At 70.5% G+C, this 15336-nt stretch carries 20 protein-coding genes; 16 read left to right on the forward strand and 4 right to left on the reverse strand.

Going from position 1 to position 15336, the window contains the following annotated elements; genetic code table 11:
* Positions 1–70 precede the first annotated feature (70 nt).
* The 4 genes from ACFYXE_RS04585 to ACFYXE_RS04600 form a co-directional block, all read right to left on the reverse strand.
* Entirely contained in the window at positions 71–1423 is a 1353-nt protein-coding gene (locus ACFYXE_RS04585) for an ATP-binding protein (RefSeq protein ID WP_389308760.1), read from the reverse strand.
* 35 nt (positions 1424–1458) lie between these two features.
* A complete protein-coding gene (locus ACFYXE_RS04590) occupies positions 1459–2139 on the reverse strand; it encodes a hypothetical protein (protein ID WP_389308762.1) in 681 nt (226 codons plus the stop codon).
* Complete coding sequence (locus ACFYXE_RS04595; RefSeq protein WP_389308764.1) at positions 2139–2456, reverse strand: DUF6112 family protein; 318 nt, start codon at positions 2454–2456, stop codon at positions 2139–2141. The genes ACFYXE_RS04590 and ACFYXE_RS04595 overlap by 1 nt, the downstream gene beginning before the upstream one ends.
* Positions 2457–2596: 140 nt before the next feature.
* Positions 2597–3733 carry a C40 family peptidase gene (locus tag ACFYXE_RS04600; protein ID WP_389308766.1) on the reverse strand — a complete coding sequence of 379 codons (1137 nt, stop codon included), beginning with the start codon at positions 3731–3733 and terminating at the stop codon, positions 2597–2599.
* A 516-nt stretch (positions 3734–4249) separates the two neighbouring features.
* On the opposite strand from ACFYXE_RS04600, the gene ACFYXE_RS04605 reads away from it, so the two are divergent.
* From ACFYXE_RS04605 to ACFYXE_RS04680, 16 genes are all read left to right on the forward strand, one after another.
* Entirely contained in the window at positions 4250–5005 is a 756-nt protein-coding gene (locus ACFYXE_RS04605) for a DNA-methyltransferase (RefSeq protein WP_389308768.1), read from the forward strand.
* 171 nt (positions 5006–5176) lie between these two features.
* Complete coding sequence (locus tag ACFYXE_RS04610; protein ID WP_389308770.1) at positions 5177–5875, forward strand: DUF4913 domain-containing protein; 699 nt, start codon at positions 5177–5179, stop codon at positions 5873–5875.
* On the forward strand, positions 5872–6360 hold the full coding sequence (locus ACFYXE_RS04615) for a hypothetical protein (protein ID WP_389308772.1): 489 nt from the start codon (positions 5872–5874) through the stop codon (positions 6358–6360). The genes ACFYXE_RS04610 and ACFYXE_RS04615 overlap by 4 nt, the downstream gene beginning before the upstream one ends.
* Positions 6357–7058: a DUF3631 domain-containing protein gene (locus tag ACFYXE_RS04620; RefSeq protein WP_389308774.1), complete on the forward strand. Its 702-nt coding sequence runs from the start codon at positions 6357–6359 to the stop codon at positions 7056–7058. The genes ACFYXE_RS04615 and ACFYXE_RS04620 overlap by 4 nt, the downstream gene beginning before the upstream one ends.
* Before the next feature lie 29 nt (positions 7059–7087).
* A complete protein-coding gene (locus tag ACFYXE_RS04625; RefSeq protein WP_389308776.1) occupies positions 7088–7549 on the forward strand; it encodes a GNAT family N-acetyltransferase in 462 nt (153 codons plus the stop codon).
* Complete coding sequence (locus ACFYXE_RS04630; protein ID WP_389308779.1) at positions 7546–8217, forward strand: hypothetical protein; 672 nt, start codon at positions 7546–7548, stop codon at positions 8215–8217. The genes ACFYXE_RS04625 and ACFYXE_RS04630 overlap by 4 nt, the downstream gene beginning before the upstream one ends.
* A 51-nt stretch (positions 8218–8268) precedes the next feature.
* On the forward strand, positions 8269–8988 hold the full coding sequence (locus tag ACFYXE_RS04635) for a hypothetical protein (protein WP_389308781.1): 720 nt from the start codon (positions 8269–8271) through the stop codon (positions 8986–8988).
* A 198-nt stretch (positions 8989–9186) separates the two neighbouring features.
* Positions 9187–9513: an SH3 domain-containing protein gene (locus ACFYXE_RS04640; RefSeq protein WP_389308783.1), complete on the forward strand. Its 327-nt coding sequence runs from the start codon at positions 9187–9189 to the stop codon at positions 9511–9513.
* Between the two features lie 85 nt (positions 9514–9598).
* Positions 9599–10057, forward strand: coding sequence for a hypothetical protein (locus ACFYXE_RS04645; RefSeq protein WP_389308785.1), 459 nt, complete (start codon positions 9599–9601; stop codon positions 10055–10057).
* Positions 10054–10494, forward strand: a complete 441-nt coding sequence (locus ACFYXE_RS04650) for a hypothetical protein (RefSeq protein WP_389308787.1) — start codon at positions 10054–10056, stop codon at positions 10492–10494. Before ACFYXE_RS04645 ends, ACFYXE_RS04650 begins: the two co-directional genes overlap by 4 nt.
* Positions 10495–10505: 11 nt before the next feature.
* A complete protein-coding gene (locus tag ACFYXE_RS04655; RefSeq protein ID WP_389308789.1) occupies positions 10506–10928 on the forward strand; it encodes a hypothetical protein in 423 nt (140 codons plus the stop codon).
* Between the two features lie 30 nt (positions 10929–10958).
* Positions 10959–11852, forward strand: coding sequence for a winged helix-turn-helix transcriptional regulator (locus ACFYXE_RS04660; RefSeq protein WP_389308791.1), 894 nt, complete (start codon positions 10959–10961; stop codon positions 11850–11852).
* Entirely contained in the window at positions 11849–12367 is a 519-nt protein-coding gene (locus tag ACFYXE_RS04665) for a hypothetical protein (protein WP_389308793.1), read from the forward strand. Before ACFYXE_RS04660 ends, ACFYXE_RS04665 begins: the two co-directional genes overlap by 4 nt.
* Positions 12364–13605 carry an MFS transporter gene (locus ACFYXE_RS04670; protein ID WP_389308795.1) on the forward strand — a complete coding sequence of 414 codons (1242 nt, stop codon included), beginning with the start codon at positions 12364–12366 and terminating at the stop codon, positions 13603–13605. Before ACFYXE_RS04665 ends, ACFYXE_RS04670 begins: the two co-directional genes overlap by 4 nt.
* 37 nt (positions 13606–13642) lie before the next feature.
* Complete coding sequence (locus tag ACFYXE_RS04675) at positions 13643–13981, forward strand: hypothetical protein (RefSeq protein WP_389308797.1); 339 nt, start codon at positions 13643–13645, stop codon at positions 13979–13981.
* Positions 13982–14072: 91 nt separating this feature from the next.
* Positions 14073–15266, forward strand: a complete 1194-nt coding sequence (locus ACFYXE_RS04680; protein ID WP_389309537.1) for an ATP-grasp domain-containing protein — start codon at positions 14073–14075, stop codon at positions 15264–15266.
* Positions 15267–15336 lie beyond the last annotated feature (70 nt).

The raw sequence follows: 15336 nt of genomic DNA on the forward strand, positions 1-15336 counted from the left end.
GGGCGGTGGCCGGGGCGGCACGCGGCGATGGGGTGCGCGGCGCGCGTGCCGCCCCGGAGTCGGGCAGGGGCTACAGGCCGGTGGGCGGGGGCGGCGGTGCTCCGGTCCCGCCGGCGGCGTCGGCCGAGTCCGGTGCCGGCGGGGCGCCCTGCGGTGGCGGCGTGGAGCCGCCGGTGCCGGGTTGCGACATGAAGCCGCTACCGCCGAGGGGGGCCGAGGCGGAACCGCCGCCGCCTCCGGGCGCGCCTCCTACCTGGCCGCTGGTGTCATCGCCGGGGCTGGTCGGGGGCGGCTGGACCGCCTTCTCCAGACCGTTCTTGATCCCCTCGCCTCCGGAACCCTGGGAGCCTTGGCTCTCCTGGCCGCCGCCTCCGGTGGGGTTGGCGGCGATGTCGCCGGGGAATCCGCCGCCGGCCGCCTCGGGTCCTGCGGCGCCCGCTCCGGCTGCCGCGCCGCCCGTACCGGCGGTGGCGGCAGCGGCGACTGCCTTACGGCCCGCCTTCTCTGCGTGCTGGCGTGCGAGCTGCGCTCCGGCGCCACCGGCTCGGTGGATCGATTCTCCGTCCGTGCCTTCGGCCGCCCAGTGGACGAATTTGAAGACGGCGTACGGGCACAACAAGACCAACACCATGACCACGATGCCTGCCATGACGTCGGCGAGGGCGCCGAGGCCGTCCTTGGCCTCGGTCTTGCCCATGGCGGCGATACCGAGGACGAAGATCACGGTCATCAGGAGCTTGCTGACGACGAGGGTGGCGGTGGCTTCGATCCAGCCGCGCCGCCAGCGGCGGGCGACCTCCCAGCCTCCGCCGGCCCCGGCGAAGATCGCGAGCGTGACCATGACGAGGATGCCGACCTTGCGGACCATCATCACGCACCAGTACATGAACGCGCCGATGGCGGCGCCGAGCCCGGCGAACACGGCGACGAGCCATCCCAGACCGGCCAGTGAGGGGATCTGGGAGACCTTCACGATGCGGCGCACGGCCGTTTCGATGGACAGGTGTGATGCCTTGAACAGACCGGCCGACAATGCGTCGACCACCTCGATGGCGACGGTGGTCAGGGCGATGGCGGCGAACGCGAAGATCACGCCGCTGGCGGTGCCGGTGAACGCCTGGCTGAGAGCCTGCCCGTCACGTTTGACGGCGGCCCGGATGAGCTGCGCGCAGAACGTGCCGACGAGGATGACCAGGCCGATCGGCAGCAGCATCTCGTAGTTGTCGCGGAACCATTCGGCATTCAGGTCGACCTTGGTGGTGGCGTCGACTGCCTTGGCGGCCAGGTCGGCTGCTGCGGCGGCGAGTTCGCCGGCGGACTTGGCCATCCAGTCGCCGATGGCTTTGCCGGGATCGGAGGCGAAGTCGACGGCCTCGCCGACGGCGCAGAGTTTGTCCGCTACGGGAAAGTCGCAGAAACCCAAGGTGAGTTGACCTCCTTATCGGTCGGTGAGGTGGGTCACTGCGTGACGCTGGGAGCGATGGCGGCGAGGCGGCAGTCGTGGTTGGGCCGGCACTGCACGGCGAGGGTCACGGCGCGGTCTTCGGAGCCGCCGCCGCCCTTCTTCCACTCGATCTGCTGCTTGCCGTTGACGGTGACGACGTAGATGTACGCCTCGGTGATCGCGGACGGGTCCTCGGCGAGGGCCTGCTTGAATGCGCCGGGGTAGTGGCCTTCGGTGACCGTGCCGGTGGCGTGCTGGTCCTGGTCTGCCATGCGCGACCACAGCAGCGGGTCGGGCACCTGGCCGGAGACGGAGGCCCAGTCGGCGTACTTGGTCTCCTTGGTCATCCACGACCGCATACCGGCGAGTTGCTGGTCGCGGCTGGTGTCGCGGGTGTCGTAGGACCAGAGCATCGCTGCCGCGGCCTTGGCGAAGGCGACCGGTTCGGCGATCTGCGGAGGCTTGGGTACCGATCCCGACCCGGCCGCGGGCTTCGGTGCGGCTTCGGCGTGGGAGGAAGTGGACGCCTGCGACGGCGTGCTGCCGCTGTCGTGGTGTTCGCCGCGGCCGGTGAACCAGGCCGTGATCGCGGCGAGGGCGAGCAGCGCGGTGAGGACCAGGGCGACGATCGCGACGCGCCGGTTGGCCGACCAGGTCACGCCGTACCCGGCCAGGGAGGGGAATCGTTTCGGCATCAGTGGACCTGCGACCCCAGGCTGGAGAAGAACGCCACGACGCCGTTGGCGGCGCCGAGGCCGAGCGCGGCGCCGGCCGCGACGACCGCGCCCTTCTTGCCGTTGGCCTCGGCCTGGTGGCCACCGGTGTGGTGGCCCCAGGCCCACACGCCGAGGGACACGGCCAGGGCGCCGACGACGGCGATGATCCCGAACATGTTGATCGAGTTGACCACGTTCTTCAGCACGGACAGCCCGGGCAAACCGCCGCCCTTGGGCGAGATTCCTGGGTCGTAGGCGAGGAGGACGGCGGCGCGGTCTGCGAGAGGTATGGGCATAGGTGTGGCGGGACTCCTTGCGTGCGCGGGCCGTGCAGGGGCCGGCGGAAGGGAAGAAAGAGGGAGGGAGGAGTGCGCTCGCGGCGCGAGAAGGGGGCCCGGCAGGCACGGCCCGGCAGATGTCCGGGCGGTGCGCGGCGTCAGAGGACGCGGCGGGCGGCCAAAATGTCCCAGTCCTTGATCGGCGTGATCCGGACCGGTTTCGATGTGCGCGGCGCCTCGATGACGAGGCCCTCGCCCATGTACATCCCGACGTGTTCGGGCCGGGCGGCAGTGCCGCGGCTGAAGATCAGGTCACCGGGCTTCAGGTTCTTCGCCGAGACGGCCTTACCTTCGCTGACCTGCGTGTACGTGGTGCGAGTGAGCTTGATGCCGGCGTGTGCGTACGCCTGCTGCATCAGCGAGCTGCAGTCGCAGCGGCCCATCGGGTCGGGGCCGTGGGAGTCGGTGCACGAGCCGCCCCACTGGTACTGGGTGCCGAGCTGGTGCATGGCCCATTCGATGGCCTTGCGGGCCTTCGGGGCGGCGTCCTTGGGGATCTTGTAGCCCTTCGGGACGCTGCCCTCGGGGATCCGCCCGAAGGACGTGCCGTCCTTGTCCGGTGCACAACCGCGGGTGCTGGTCTCGGACTCCTCGTCCTTGCCCTTGGGCGTGTCCTTGACGGGCTTGCCCTTGCCGGCGTCCGGGAAGGTCTTGGCGATGGCCTTTTGGAGCGCGGTGGCGAGGTCTTCCCATTGCGCGTACGCGTCCGGGTAGCCAGATTTTTGGACGGCCTGGGCGGCTTGGGTGACCTTCATCTGCTGCCAGCCATCGACCTTCAGCAGGTGCTTGTAGAACTGCTCGGAGGCGTATACCGGATCGCGGATCTGCTGCGCGGTTCCCCACCCCTGGCTGGGGCGCTGCTGGAACAGGCCGAGGCTGTCACGGTCACCGGAGCCCAGGTTGCGCAGCCGCGATTCCTGCATCGCCGTGGCGAGCGCGATGATCTGGCCCTTCTTGGGCACGTCGAGGCTGATGCCTGTGGCCACGACGGTCTGGGCGTTGGGGACTTGCTCGGCGGGCAGGTCCAGGCCCTGGATGTGGACGTTCTTGCCGTCCGCGCCATCGAGGATGTCGGTGACCTGTTTGGCCACCGCGTCGGTGTCGATGTCGGTCAGGCAGCCGCTGAACGCCTTGGTCGTCGCGGCATCGCTGGAGGACGCCATCATCATGGCGGTGCCGGCGAGCAGGAGCGGAGAGAGGACGACGACGCCGATGCCGGCGGCTATGCCCTTCAATCCGGTCCGCCGCCCGGAAGGCGGTCACGGGCCGGTGGACGGATCGCGGGCAGGGGCGGGTAGAGCGATGTCACAGCGAGGTCCTTGGTGAAGTCCCGGCGGCGCGTGCGGCGTTGAGGAAAGGGCGCGACGTCCGGGTGGTGGGTAATTCGGGTGGCCCAGGTGCCTTAGCGAGTTGCCGCTCGCATCAGCACGGGGTGGCGGGTCAGGTGTGCCAGGACATGGGGATACCTCCACGAAGGCAGGGGCGGGGATGTGCCATCGGCGGTGTTCGCCGGGCAGTTCCAAAACAGTAGGGGCCGATCCCCGGTTGCCGAAATCCTTCGTGATCAAGGCTCTGTTTCGGGGTTTTCGGCGGCGATAGCTGCCAACCGGGGATCGTGCCCTACAGTTTTGCCTTCTCCCCTTGCCCCCTCGCGCAGCAGACCGCGGAGCCGTCGGCCCGCATTCGGTCCCGTGGGGTCATCCAGGCGAGCTGGAGCGTATCTCTCACACGACCCGAATTGGGGTATCTCTTTGCCTTTTTCCCTGCATCAGGGCGACGCGCTCGGCGTCCTTGCCGAACTGCCGGACAACTGCGTCGACTCCGTCATCACCGATCCGCCGTACAACTCGGGCGGGCGGACGGCGAAGGAGCGCACGAGCCGGTCCGCGAAGCAGAAGTACACCTCCGCCGATGCTGGCCACGAGCTGCCGGACTTCACCGGCGAGAACATGGACCAGCGCAGTTACGGCTTCTGGCTGACCCAGATCATGACGGAGGCGCACCGGCTGACCAAGGTCGGTGGCACCGCGTTGCTGTTCACCGACTGGCGGCAGCTGCCGGTCACCACGGACGCCATCCAGGCCGCGGGCTGGCTGTGGCGCGGCGTCCTGGCCTGGCACAAGCCGCAGGCCAGGCCACAGAAGGGCCGATTCACGCAGAACTGCGAGTTCATCGTCTGGGCCAGTAACGGGCCGATCGACGCCTCCCGCAATCCCGTCTACCTGCCGGGTCTGTATAGCGCCTCGCAGCCCAGCGGTAAGGCGCGCCAGCACATCACGCAGAAGCCGGTCTCGGTCATGCGCGAGCTGGTGCAGATCGCCCCGGAGGGCGGCACGGTGCTGGACTTCACGTGCGGATCCGGCTCGACCGGGGTCGCCGCGCTGCTGGAGGGACGGGATTTCATCGGTGTCGAGAAGACCAAGCAGTACGCCCGGGTCGCCTCCGACCGCCTGACCGAAACGCTGCAACAGACCCTTGCCCAGGATGATTTCACCCTCACCGTCTGAGGGTGAACCCGCGACGCGGGATGTGGCCTTGGGGCCAAATCTGCGTGTGCCGTGGCTACGCCGCGCGCGGCGTTATAGCAGCGAAGTCCCGGTTACCGAAACCGGGGATTGTCCGGATGGTTGGAGCCGCAATCAATGCCCTATGGCTGCGGCTCAAGGAGGCCCCTTTTCGTGCCTGAATCCATAAATCCCCCGGAGGACACGGGGGCGGAACCGGCCCACACGCCTGATTCCCACCCCCTTCCGGAGGAGGGAGAACTGGAGCCGGTCCGCGTGCCGGAGGCCGGTCTGGCGAGTATCCAGGCGGACGTCGCCAAGCTGACGGCCCGATTCGCAGATCACGACCGGCAGATCGACACCCTCTCCGCCGCACCGCCCCCCACGGACTCGCCCTTCGGCGCCTACGGATTGCCGGGGTTCGCGGGCCTGCCTGCATTGCCGGCTCCGCCCGAGCCCCGCCCGATCCTTGAGCTGGAGGACGAGGAGTACGAGGACGAACTCGATGCGCTGTCGGATTGGGTCGACGACTTCCTCGTCCGTGTCTACGGCGCGGAGGTCACCACCGCCGCGCCGTGGTGCGAGCAGTGGCAGGAGCACTCCGATGTCGTCGCCTGGCTTCATGCCCTGTGGCTCGCCTACCAGCAGCACAAGGACGCCGAAGCCGGACTGTCCGGCCTGTTCGTGTGGCACCGGGACTTTCTCACCCACGCCATGGCGACCGTCCGGGCGGCCGGCGGGCCGCTGTCGGCGTGCATGACCGATCCGGACCGGCCCGCCCACCGGGTGCTGCCCGGACCTCGTCCCTCGAACCGCACCACCAGCGCCGAGGAGCCCGAGGAGCCCGGCGAGCCGGGCCAGGCGAGCGGATGACCGGCCGCGAGGACCGGCCGCAGTACGGCTTGTCCTTCGATCCACGCGCCCTGACCGACCTCCTCCAGGCACCCGTCGACATCCGAGACCTGGCCCTCGCCCAGCTCCAGGACATCGTCAACGCCCGCCTGTCGGGAACCAAACTCACCCGCGACCTGGCCGGATACCGCAAGGTCTACGTCGATCACCGCAACGCCTGGCGGATCGTCTACGCCCAGCGGCCCGCGCCCACGAACTCCACGCACACCACCGAGATTCACGTCGTGGCCGTGCGCCCACGCGAGGCGCACGACGTGTACGACGCGGCCCGCGCACGCCTCGGCATCCGCCGTCGCCCGCTGAGCGAGCGCACCCATGCGGCACGCACCCGCTCGCCGCAGCTGGGCACGCGCCAGCCTGCCCCCAAACCGGGACCGCCGCCCTACGCGATGCCCGGCCTTCCCCAGCCTGCCCTGCCCCCGACCCTGAAGGGCCCCGTTCGTTGACGCAGTTCCCCACCCTGATCGACCAGGTCGCCGCCGCCGTACTGGCGCCGGCCCAGGTCACCGAGAACCCGCACCACCGCGCCCTCCTCGACGCCTTCACCGAGGTCCAGCAACTCGACCAGCAGCTGGTCGAGTTCACTGATGCCGAGCTTCCCGGTGTCCCTCCCGCCGAGCAGCTGACCACCCTCACCGACCTGCTGGTCGAACGGATGGCAGCCGGTGCCGAGCTGAGTGCGCTGCTGTCCACGGCCTGCTGCTGCGCCGCCGCGCACGAGCCCGTCCCCGAGGACGCGTACGAGCCGTGGGACGACGAGGCGCCCGACTTCGATCCCGACTTCGAAGGCATCGACGGATTCGACGAACCGGACGACCTGGACGATCTCCACGAGGACACGTGCGAGGAGTTCCTGTCCTGCCCCAGCAGCCCGCAGACGATCGTCCACGCATGCCTGACCGTGTTCGAAGACGAGGGCGCCCCGGAGTACGTGAGCACCGCGGAGCTGGTCAGGCGCCTGCGCGATCTGCCCGGCCAGGCCGATGGGCGCTGGCGCTACGCCGACCTCACCCCGCTACGGCTGGGCCTGCTCCTGCGCGGCTACGGGGTCCAGTCCCGCAAGCCGCGTGCGGGTGACGGCAGTCGCTACCGGGCCTACCGGCGCTCCGACCTGCTGGCCGCCCGCCCGACCTGCTCCTGCTGAGACACCCGGCCCTCGCGCAGAGCCGACGGGTGACGGAGGCGGACTGGGACCTGGTCGCTGCCTTCCACGCGCAGTGCTCCGAGCAGAACCTGCTGCGCCGCTGGGGCCGCACCCGCATCACCCCTCGCGACCTGTCCCGGCTGCTCGCCCACACGCAGTGCTGGGTCGGGCTCGGCGCGGACGAGCGGCCACTGGCCCTCGTCTGCGCCGGTCCGGTCAGCAGGGAGCCGGGCGTCTTCGATCTGGGACTGCAGGTCGTCGACCACCGTCACCGTCAGGGCATCGGCACGGCGGTGGCCCGGCAGGCCGCCCTCTTCGCCCGTACGCGAGGCGGCCACACCCTCGCCGCGTTTACGCACGCCTCCAACGCGCCCATGCTCCGACTGCTCGACCGGCTCGGGCCGACCCGGCACAGCCGAGAGGGGCCGTACGTCGAGGTCCGCGTCGCCCTGGACGCGCTCGCGCCGGGCCCAGAAATGGCACCGCCATGACCTCACCCCCGTTCAACCAGCACACACCCACCGCGCTCGACCTGCGCATCGAGACCGCCGTGGGGTACGGCGTCCAGGAGCTGCACCGGCACGGCGACGGTGGGCTCCTCACCGCAGCGCACGCCGCCTTGGCGGTCGCCCACCGCGACCTGGAGGCCGCCGAGCGGGACGTCGCCTTCCATCGCGTCCGCCTTGCGCGTCTCGCCTCCAGCGAACTGCCCGTGGACCAAGCGTTGTTCGCCAGAATCCGGCGCACCCTCGATCAGCTGGCGACGGCTGCCGCCGTCCGCGACGCGAAGCAGGCCGCGGCAACGGCCGTGCTGGAGCCCATCGAAGCCGCCGCTCCTCGGCAGGCGCCACCACAGGTCGCGACGAAGGACATTGCGGCCCTGCTTGCCATCGCCCAGGGCGCCAAGCTGCACGAACACCTCGTCACCCACCGCCTCGCGGTGGCGACTCACGCGCGTACCCGCATCTCCTACGCCCAGCTGCAGCACTTGGAGGCGCTGGGCCTGGTGGAGCGCGACACCTCGCACCCGGTGCAGGCCGGGCAGCCCGTCACCCTCACCGATGCCGGCCGCAGCGTGCTCACCGCACCCCGCCGCTCCGGCCCGCCCAGGATCACGCCCGCGCGAGTGCCGACGGCCGTCTCCGCTCCCCGCCGCTGAACGGCGCCTCCGTGCCTCGCGCCCGAAATCGCGCCACGACCGAAAGCACCGATGCCCAGCTACGAACCTGACTTCCGCCTCGACGGATACGAAGCCGTCAACGAGCACGTCGCCGACCAGTTCTGGGGGCACATCAGCATCGAGCAGGACATGATGACCGTCCTCGCCGAGCACCACAGCGACGACGCCGCGCACAGCTTCTACGTGATGCACAACCGCGCCGTCACGTGGGGAATCCCCGGCGAACCGCAGATCGTTGCCCTGCACCTCAAACGCGACCCGGCCGCGCGCAACTACCGGTTCGACCACAAGATGCTGCCGCTGCCGTCCATGGCCCAGTCCTGGCTGATTACCCGCGGCTGCCCCGAGGACAAGATCCTCCTGCCTGACGGCATGGGCACCGCCGCAGCGGACGAAGCCACCCGTGTCCTGGAACAGCGGCTACGCAGCGACGGCGATCACTTCGCTTACGGCGTCAGCTACACCGACGACTCCAGCGACCCGATGCAGACCACGGTGATGCTCCGCGCCATGGACGAGAAGGCGGCCATGCCCTACCGCGTGCTCCTCGAAGTCGCCGACACCACCGCGTGGACGCACACCCTGCGCGAGGGCGGATTCCGGACCTTCGAGGCCGCCACGCAGTGGTGGGAGGCGCACTGGAACGGCGATAAGCCGCCGCTGCCGACGGCCTCGCCGGCGACGCGGCACACCACCGCCCTCCCCAGCCTGCCGGCCCAACCCGCCCCGCCGAGCGGCCCCGGCCGCTGAACTCCCGCTACCGCAGCCGTATTTGCCTCACAGGCCCCGATGCAATTCCGCCTGCCGCGTGCGAGATGGCGTGGAATGTAGCACGCAATCCCCGGTTACCGAAACCGGGGATTCTCCGGATTCTTGTTCTCAGCCCGCACGGCATCTGCCCGGGGCTGTATCCGCATTCCCATTTCACGGCCCGGAGGTCAAATCCCCATGCGTGCACGCCGCATAGCGCTGTCCGCCGCTGTACTGGGCGCGCTCGCCCTCCCGATCGTCTCGGCCGGCGCTGCCAGCGCGGCCACCACCATCGCCAGCTGCCCGACCACCACCCTGCCGTACGCCGTGCACACCAAGGCGGTGACGATCCGCGCCAAGGCGACTACGAAGTCCGCCGCTGTCGGTCTGCTCTACCGGGACCACCACTTCACCGTCCACAAGAGCAGCGGGAAGTGGCGCTACATCACCGACAAGACCACGGGAATTGCGGGCTGGGTGTCCGGGACCTACGTCTACCGCGACGTCGCCATGTGCCTGGACTAACCCGCCCGAAAGCATTCCCGCATTCCGCGCCGGAGCTGCCGGTGCGGAAATCCCACTCCAGACGCAAATGAAAGGAGATTCTCCCATGCCCGATGCCAGCGACGACGTGATGGGCGTCATCACCGAGCGCATCGAGGAGCGATTCCAGATGCCCCTCGCCGATCTGCGCCGCGCCGTGACGGCCGCACCGGACGCCACCCCCGAGGCCACCGATGTCGTGCACTGGCACGGTCTGCTCGCCCAGGCGCAGCAGGCACTCGACACCGCGGAGGGCGCGCTCGTCCAGGCTCTGGGAGCCCAGCCGCCCGACGTACTCGGTGACTCCGTCATGGAGTTGGCCCACCAGGTCAACGCCGCCGTCGCCTCCCGCGACGGACGGGCCATGGTCGTGAACTACCTCCTGGACCCCAACGCACCCGGCAAACGCGGCCCCGGCGCGTGGCGCGGCGCCTCCGCTGCCGCACGTCGCGCACCGGCTCTCCCGACCGCCGCGCCCACGCTGCCCCGGACACCGGCTACCCCCGTACGCGGAGCCGTCCGGTGAGCGTCATAGACAAGTCCACCAGCCGCGATGCGGCACTGCAGGACGCTTTCGGCGCCGAAGTGGCCGAGCTGTACGCACAGGCAGCCCGGGGCGAGGCCAATGCCGCACTCCAGCGGGCGCTGGAACTGCGCAGCTTCCTCGCCGTCGCCGAGGAGCAGGTGGCCCGCGTCCGGGACCGCGTCCACACCGCGCCGGCCCCCGACGGGGACGTGGACGACCTCTGTGCCGAGGACCTGCGAGGGGACGCGGCCTGGCTGGAGGCGGCTCTGGCCGGCCGGGACAGCTACACCGCGGCGCTCGACGAGCTGCTGCGCACGCTGCCTGCCCCGACTCAAGCACCAGCTGCGGAAGTCCAGTTGCGGCCCAAGATCACCGCCACCGCTCCGCTAGCCCCGGCGGCATCCCGCGCCGCGGCAGTGCGGATGCGACGTCCCTGAAAGCCCGCCGATTGCCTCCATCCGAGACCCCGTCCCACGCCGCTTCCCAGCTCCTCGCCCAGCGGATCGAGGCGCTGTACGCACAGCCACTCGCCGACCTCGAAGTCCTCGCCGATGCCACGCCCGAGGCCAGCCTGCTCGCGGCCCTGACCGGCAACCACAGCGATCTGGCCCTGGCCGAACGCAACATCGACTTCCAGCTGGAGCGGCTTCGTGAACTCACCGCTCCTGAACGGGAGATCGGCCGGTTCGAGGCCGGCCACATCCTCGACTGCGCCCGGCGCATCGCCGAGTCCGTCGCCACCCGCGACGCCTACGCCAAGAGCACCAGCGCGGTCCTGGGCGGCCTGCGCCGAGTGACCGCCCCGGCCCCCCACTCGCCGGCCACGCCGATGCCCGCCGCTCCGACGGCGACCACCTCCCGTACCCGCTGACCCACCCGCACCGCTTGAGGAGCACTTCTCTTGGCCACCACCGCGCCGCCCCCTGCCACACCGCACGACCTCTTGGGCGTCACCAAGACCCTGGACCTGCTCGCTCCGCGCTGGAGCGTGTGGGTGCTGATGACCATCTCCTCCCAGCCGCTGCGCTACGCCGAGTTCAAGCCGCGGCTTCCGTGGCTGGCGGACGGCCAGCTTCACCCCCGGCTGCGCCACCTCACCAACGCGGGTGTGGTCGAACGCACGGAGTACGGCCCGCGCCACGTCACCTACGGCCTCACCAGCCGCGGCGTGGCGCTGCTGCCCGTCCTGGCTGTGATCGCGTCCTGGGGTGACACGTATCTGGAGAAGGACCTGGTCGCCAACAAGGACACCGGCGAGCTGGAGCCCGAGCGGATCGCGCCGGCCCAGAACATCGACGACACCGTCGCTCTGGTCGCTCCCCGGCACGCGGTCCCGATTCTGTTCTCGCTGCAGGCCCGGGGTGCCGCGACCGCGAAGACACTGGCGAGTGAGGCCATGCCCGGATACGGGCTGACCGCCGTCTACAAGCCCCTGGAACGCCTCGTCGACGACGGCCTGGTGGTAGCCAGCGGTACCGGCGGCTACCAGCTGACCGCCAGCGGCCAAGGGCTCATCCCCGTCTTCCAGGCCATCTCCGCATGGGCCACCGCCCCGTCCCTGGAAACCGAAGCTCGTCGGATCCGGGGCCAGGGCGCCGCCCCGTCGCAGAACCCCTCCGGCCCGTGGGCGACCACACCGACCCGCCTTCCGGCACCGGTCGTTCCGGCCGCGCCAGCAGCCCGCCCCGCCCTGGGCACCACGGCCCCCAACGGCCCGGCATGGCAGCCCGGCGACCTCTTCTCCCACCAGATACCCGCCCGCCCGATCTCCCCGGCAGGAGGCCCGCGCCGATGAACCGCTCCCGGCCCGAAACCCTCCTGCCCGAACGCCGCGCGATCCGCACCCTGACCCTGCCAAGTCTGATCCGCCTGATCACCGAGATCGACGACTACGGCCCCATCAGCCATCAGAAGGGCAGCCTGCAGGGCGCCTTCGGCGACCTCACCCCCGGGCAACTGCGCCACGCCATCGACATCGCCCGCGACCTCGGCCTGGTCCACGCCGACGAACAGGCACCGGATCGCTACCGGCTCACTGCGAGCGGCGAAGACCTCGCCGAGGTGTACGACACCGTGGCCCGCTGGGCCCGCGCCCGCCACTTCCCCGACACCACCGTCGACTTCGTCACCCGTGTCCAGCACACCCTCCAGCTGACCAGCCGCAGCCCGCAGACGGGCGTCTCGAATCTTGAGCCGTCGGCTCCGCACCAGGTCGTCACCGAGTTCCTGCAGGCACATCCCCGCGTCCTGAACCGTGCCGGCGTCGGCTCCTCACACGAAGAGGCGTTGGGAGCGGGGCGCGCTGCGTGAGATCCCGTGTCGGACCGCGGCATGCCCGCCGCCCGGTCCCCACAGTGCTGCGCGGCGTCTATCTGCCGCGCAGCACGGACGCCGCCGCGTTCGCCATGACGACGTACGGCATACCGCTGCTGGTCCTGGCCACCACCAACTCCGCCGCGCTCACCGGACTGGCGTTCGCGCTGGAATGGATCCCGCGCCTGGGGGCGTTCGCCGTCGCCGGGGCCCTGGTGGACCGCCACGGCACGACCACCGTGCTCCGCTTCGCCTCCGTGGCGCGGGCCCTGGTGGTCCTGGCCGCCGCGCTCCTCCTGCCAGCGCAGGAGGCGGGACTCGGGGCGACGGTCACGGTCATGGCGCTGGCTGCGTCCACCGGGATCCTCACCGAGTGCGCGTACATCGCGGCCGAGACCGCGGGCGGGGTCGCCAGCCGCGAGGCCGGCGACCGCGCGCACCAGGTGCAGTCGGTGCTGCTCGGCATCGACCAGGTCGCCACCCTGTGCGGCCCGGCGCTGGCCGGCCTGCTGCTGCAGTGGGCCGGTGCGAGCGGGATGCTGACGGTGATCGCCGTCTTCTCCCTGCTCACCAGCCTCCTCGCCCCACGTCAGTACCGCTGGGGGAAGGCCGCCGCGGTGCAGCCCGTCTCGAAGGGGCTGCGCACCGGCTGGTCCACGCTGCGGGCACTGCCGGCGCTGGGTTGGTTGGTCGCCGGATTGACGGTGTCCAACCTCGCCGTCGGCCTGTTGCAGGCCGCCGCCCCGGTGATCATCGTCAAGGAATTCGGCCACTCCACGGCCGACGTCGGATTCGTCTGGTCCATCGCCGCCGTCGCCTCACTCGGCGCCGTCGCCCTCTGCCGCCGGGCGATCGACCGCTTCGGCCTGTGGCCGGTCGGTGCCGTCTCCGCCACGATCGCCGCCACCGCCTGCCTGGCTGTCTCCTTCGCCAGCACCTACCACGCCTATCTCGCCCTGATCGCCGTCCTCATGGCCGGCGAGGGCGGCATGACCGTCGTGCTGCGCACCCTGCGCTCCCACCTCATCCCCGCCGAGGTATTCGGCGCCACCCTCTCCCTCACGATCTTGGTGCTGCTGCTGCCTTTCCCGCTCGCCGGCGTCCTCGTCGCTGTCGTACCGCCCGCCCAGCTCGGCCAGGTCATCACGCTCTGCGCGGTACTCCAGGCCGCGGGTCTGTTCACCGCCTTCGCCCGGCTGCGTGCGACCTCCGCTCTGCACAGCTCTTTCGCCTGACCTCCTTGTCACCCTGCTCACTCCAGGAGAACGCCCCATGCGCACGTCGCACGCCCCGGCCGACCAGCTGGTCCTGCCGATATCCCGACCCTCGTTTCGCGCAGGGGCGCGGCCCACGCTGATGGACCGCTTCCTCGCGTTCGACGCCGAGCACCCGTATGTCTACCGCGCGCTGGAGCGTCTGGCCGCCGACCGGATTGCCGCCGGAGCGACCCGGGTCGGGCTGAAGGCACTGTTTGAGGACCTGCGCTGGCAGCTGCCCGCGGGCGTGCGCGGCCTGAACAACAGCTTCACGTCCTTGTACGCCCGCAAGTTGATCGAGGACCACCCGCACTGGGCGTCAGCCTTCGAGCTGCGCCGACGCCGCACCCCCTGACGCGGATACCTGCCTCAACCACCATTGCCTGCCACTGTTTGGAGCCTTGTTGTCCTCTCGCCCTGTCGTCCTGGTTGTCGCAGCCGCCGACATGGAGGCACAGGCGTATCGGGGCTATTGCCTCGAAAACGTCCACGCCCACTACGACGTCGTCCTGATCTCCGGCGCCGAGCCGACCTGGGAGAAGGAGTTCCTCCTCGACTACGCGGTCGCCGACCCCACCGACCAGGCCGCACTGCATGCTGCCGGTCGCGACCTCGCCGAACGCTACGAGCTGGCCGGCGTGATGACGTGGACCGAGTGGTACCTCGTCCCCGTCGCCCGTCTCGCCCGCCAGCTCGGCCTGAACACCACCACCCCGGAAGCCCTCCAGGGCTGCCGCAACAAGCACACTTCGCGCACGCTGTTCGAACGTCACGGGGTGCCCTCGGCCGTATCCGTGGGCGTGCGCGCCGAGCAGGAGGCGGCCGATGCAGCCGCCCTGATCGGCTATCCCGTCGTTCTCAAGCCCGCCGCGCACGCCGCGAGCATGGGCGTCATCCGCGTCGACACCGCCCGTGAACTTGCCGCCGCGTACGCCTTCGCCGCGCAGACCGCCGGCCACGGAGTCGAGAGCACCCAGGTCCTGGTCGAGGAGTACCTCGACGGGGAGGAGGTGAGCGTCGAGTGCGTCACCTATCAGGGGCAGACCACCGTGGTCGCCGTCACCCGCAAGACCGTCGGGATGCCGCCCTTCTTCGAGGAGCTGGCCCACGTGGTCGACGCGGACGACCCGCTGCTCGCCGCCGTGGCGCCGGTCGCCGTCGCGGCCCTCGACGCCGTGGGCGTATCCGACAGCGTCAGCCACGTCGAAATGCGCATCGTCGACGGCCGCCCCCGATTGATCGAGGTCAACGCGCGCCTCGCCGGCGACATGATCGGCCACCTCGTCCACCTGGCCACCGGTGTCGACCTGGCCCGCGCCGCCGCCGACATTGCCTGCGGCGTACGGCCCGACCTCACCCCAACACGCAGTCAGGCCGCGGCAATCCGGCTGATCTACCCCGCCTACTCCGGCACCCTCACCGGGCGCCGGATGGACGCCGAGCTTCCCGAGCGCATCGACTGGCTCGAGCGCGTCACCTTCACCCGCGACGCCGGCGAGAAGCTCGTGCTGCCGCCGCACGGCGACATGTTCAGCGCCCGCATCGGCTACCTGATCACCACCGGTCCCAGCGCCAAGATCGCCCAGGCGCGCTCCACCGAGGCGTACCGGCACCTGTCCATCCAGGTCACCCCCGCCTAGACCTGCCGCGTGCACCCGCCCCGACCACATCCGGATGGCGCCCCTTGAACGACAAGGCCCAGCTCGTACC

The sequence above is a fragment of the Streptomyces sp. NPDC002564 genome (assembly GCF_042889645.1).
In the GTDB taxonomy this organism is placed as follows: Bacteria; Actinomycetota; Actinomycetes; order Streptomycetales; family Streptomycetaceae; genus Streptomyces.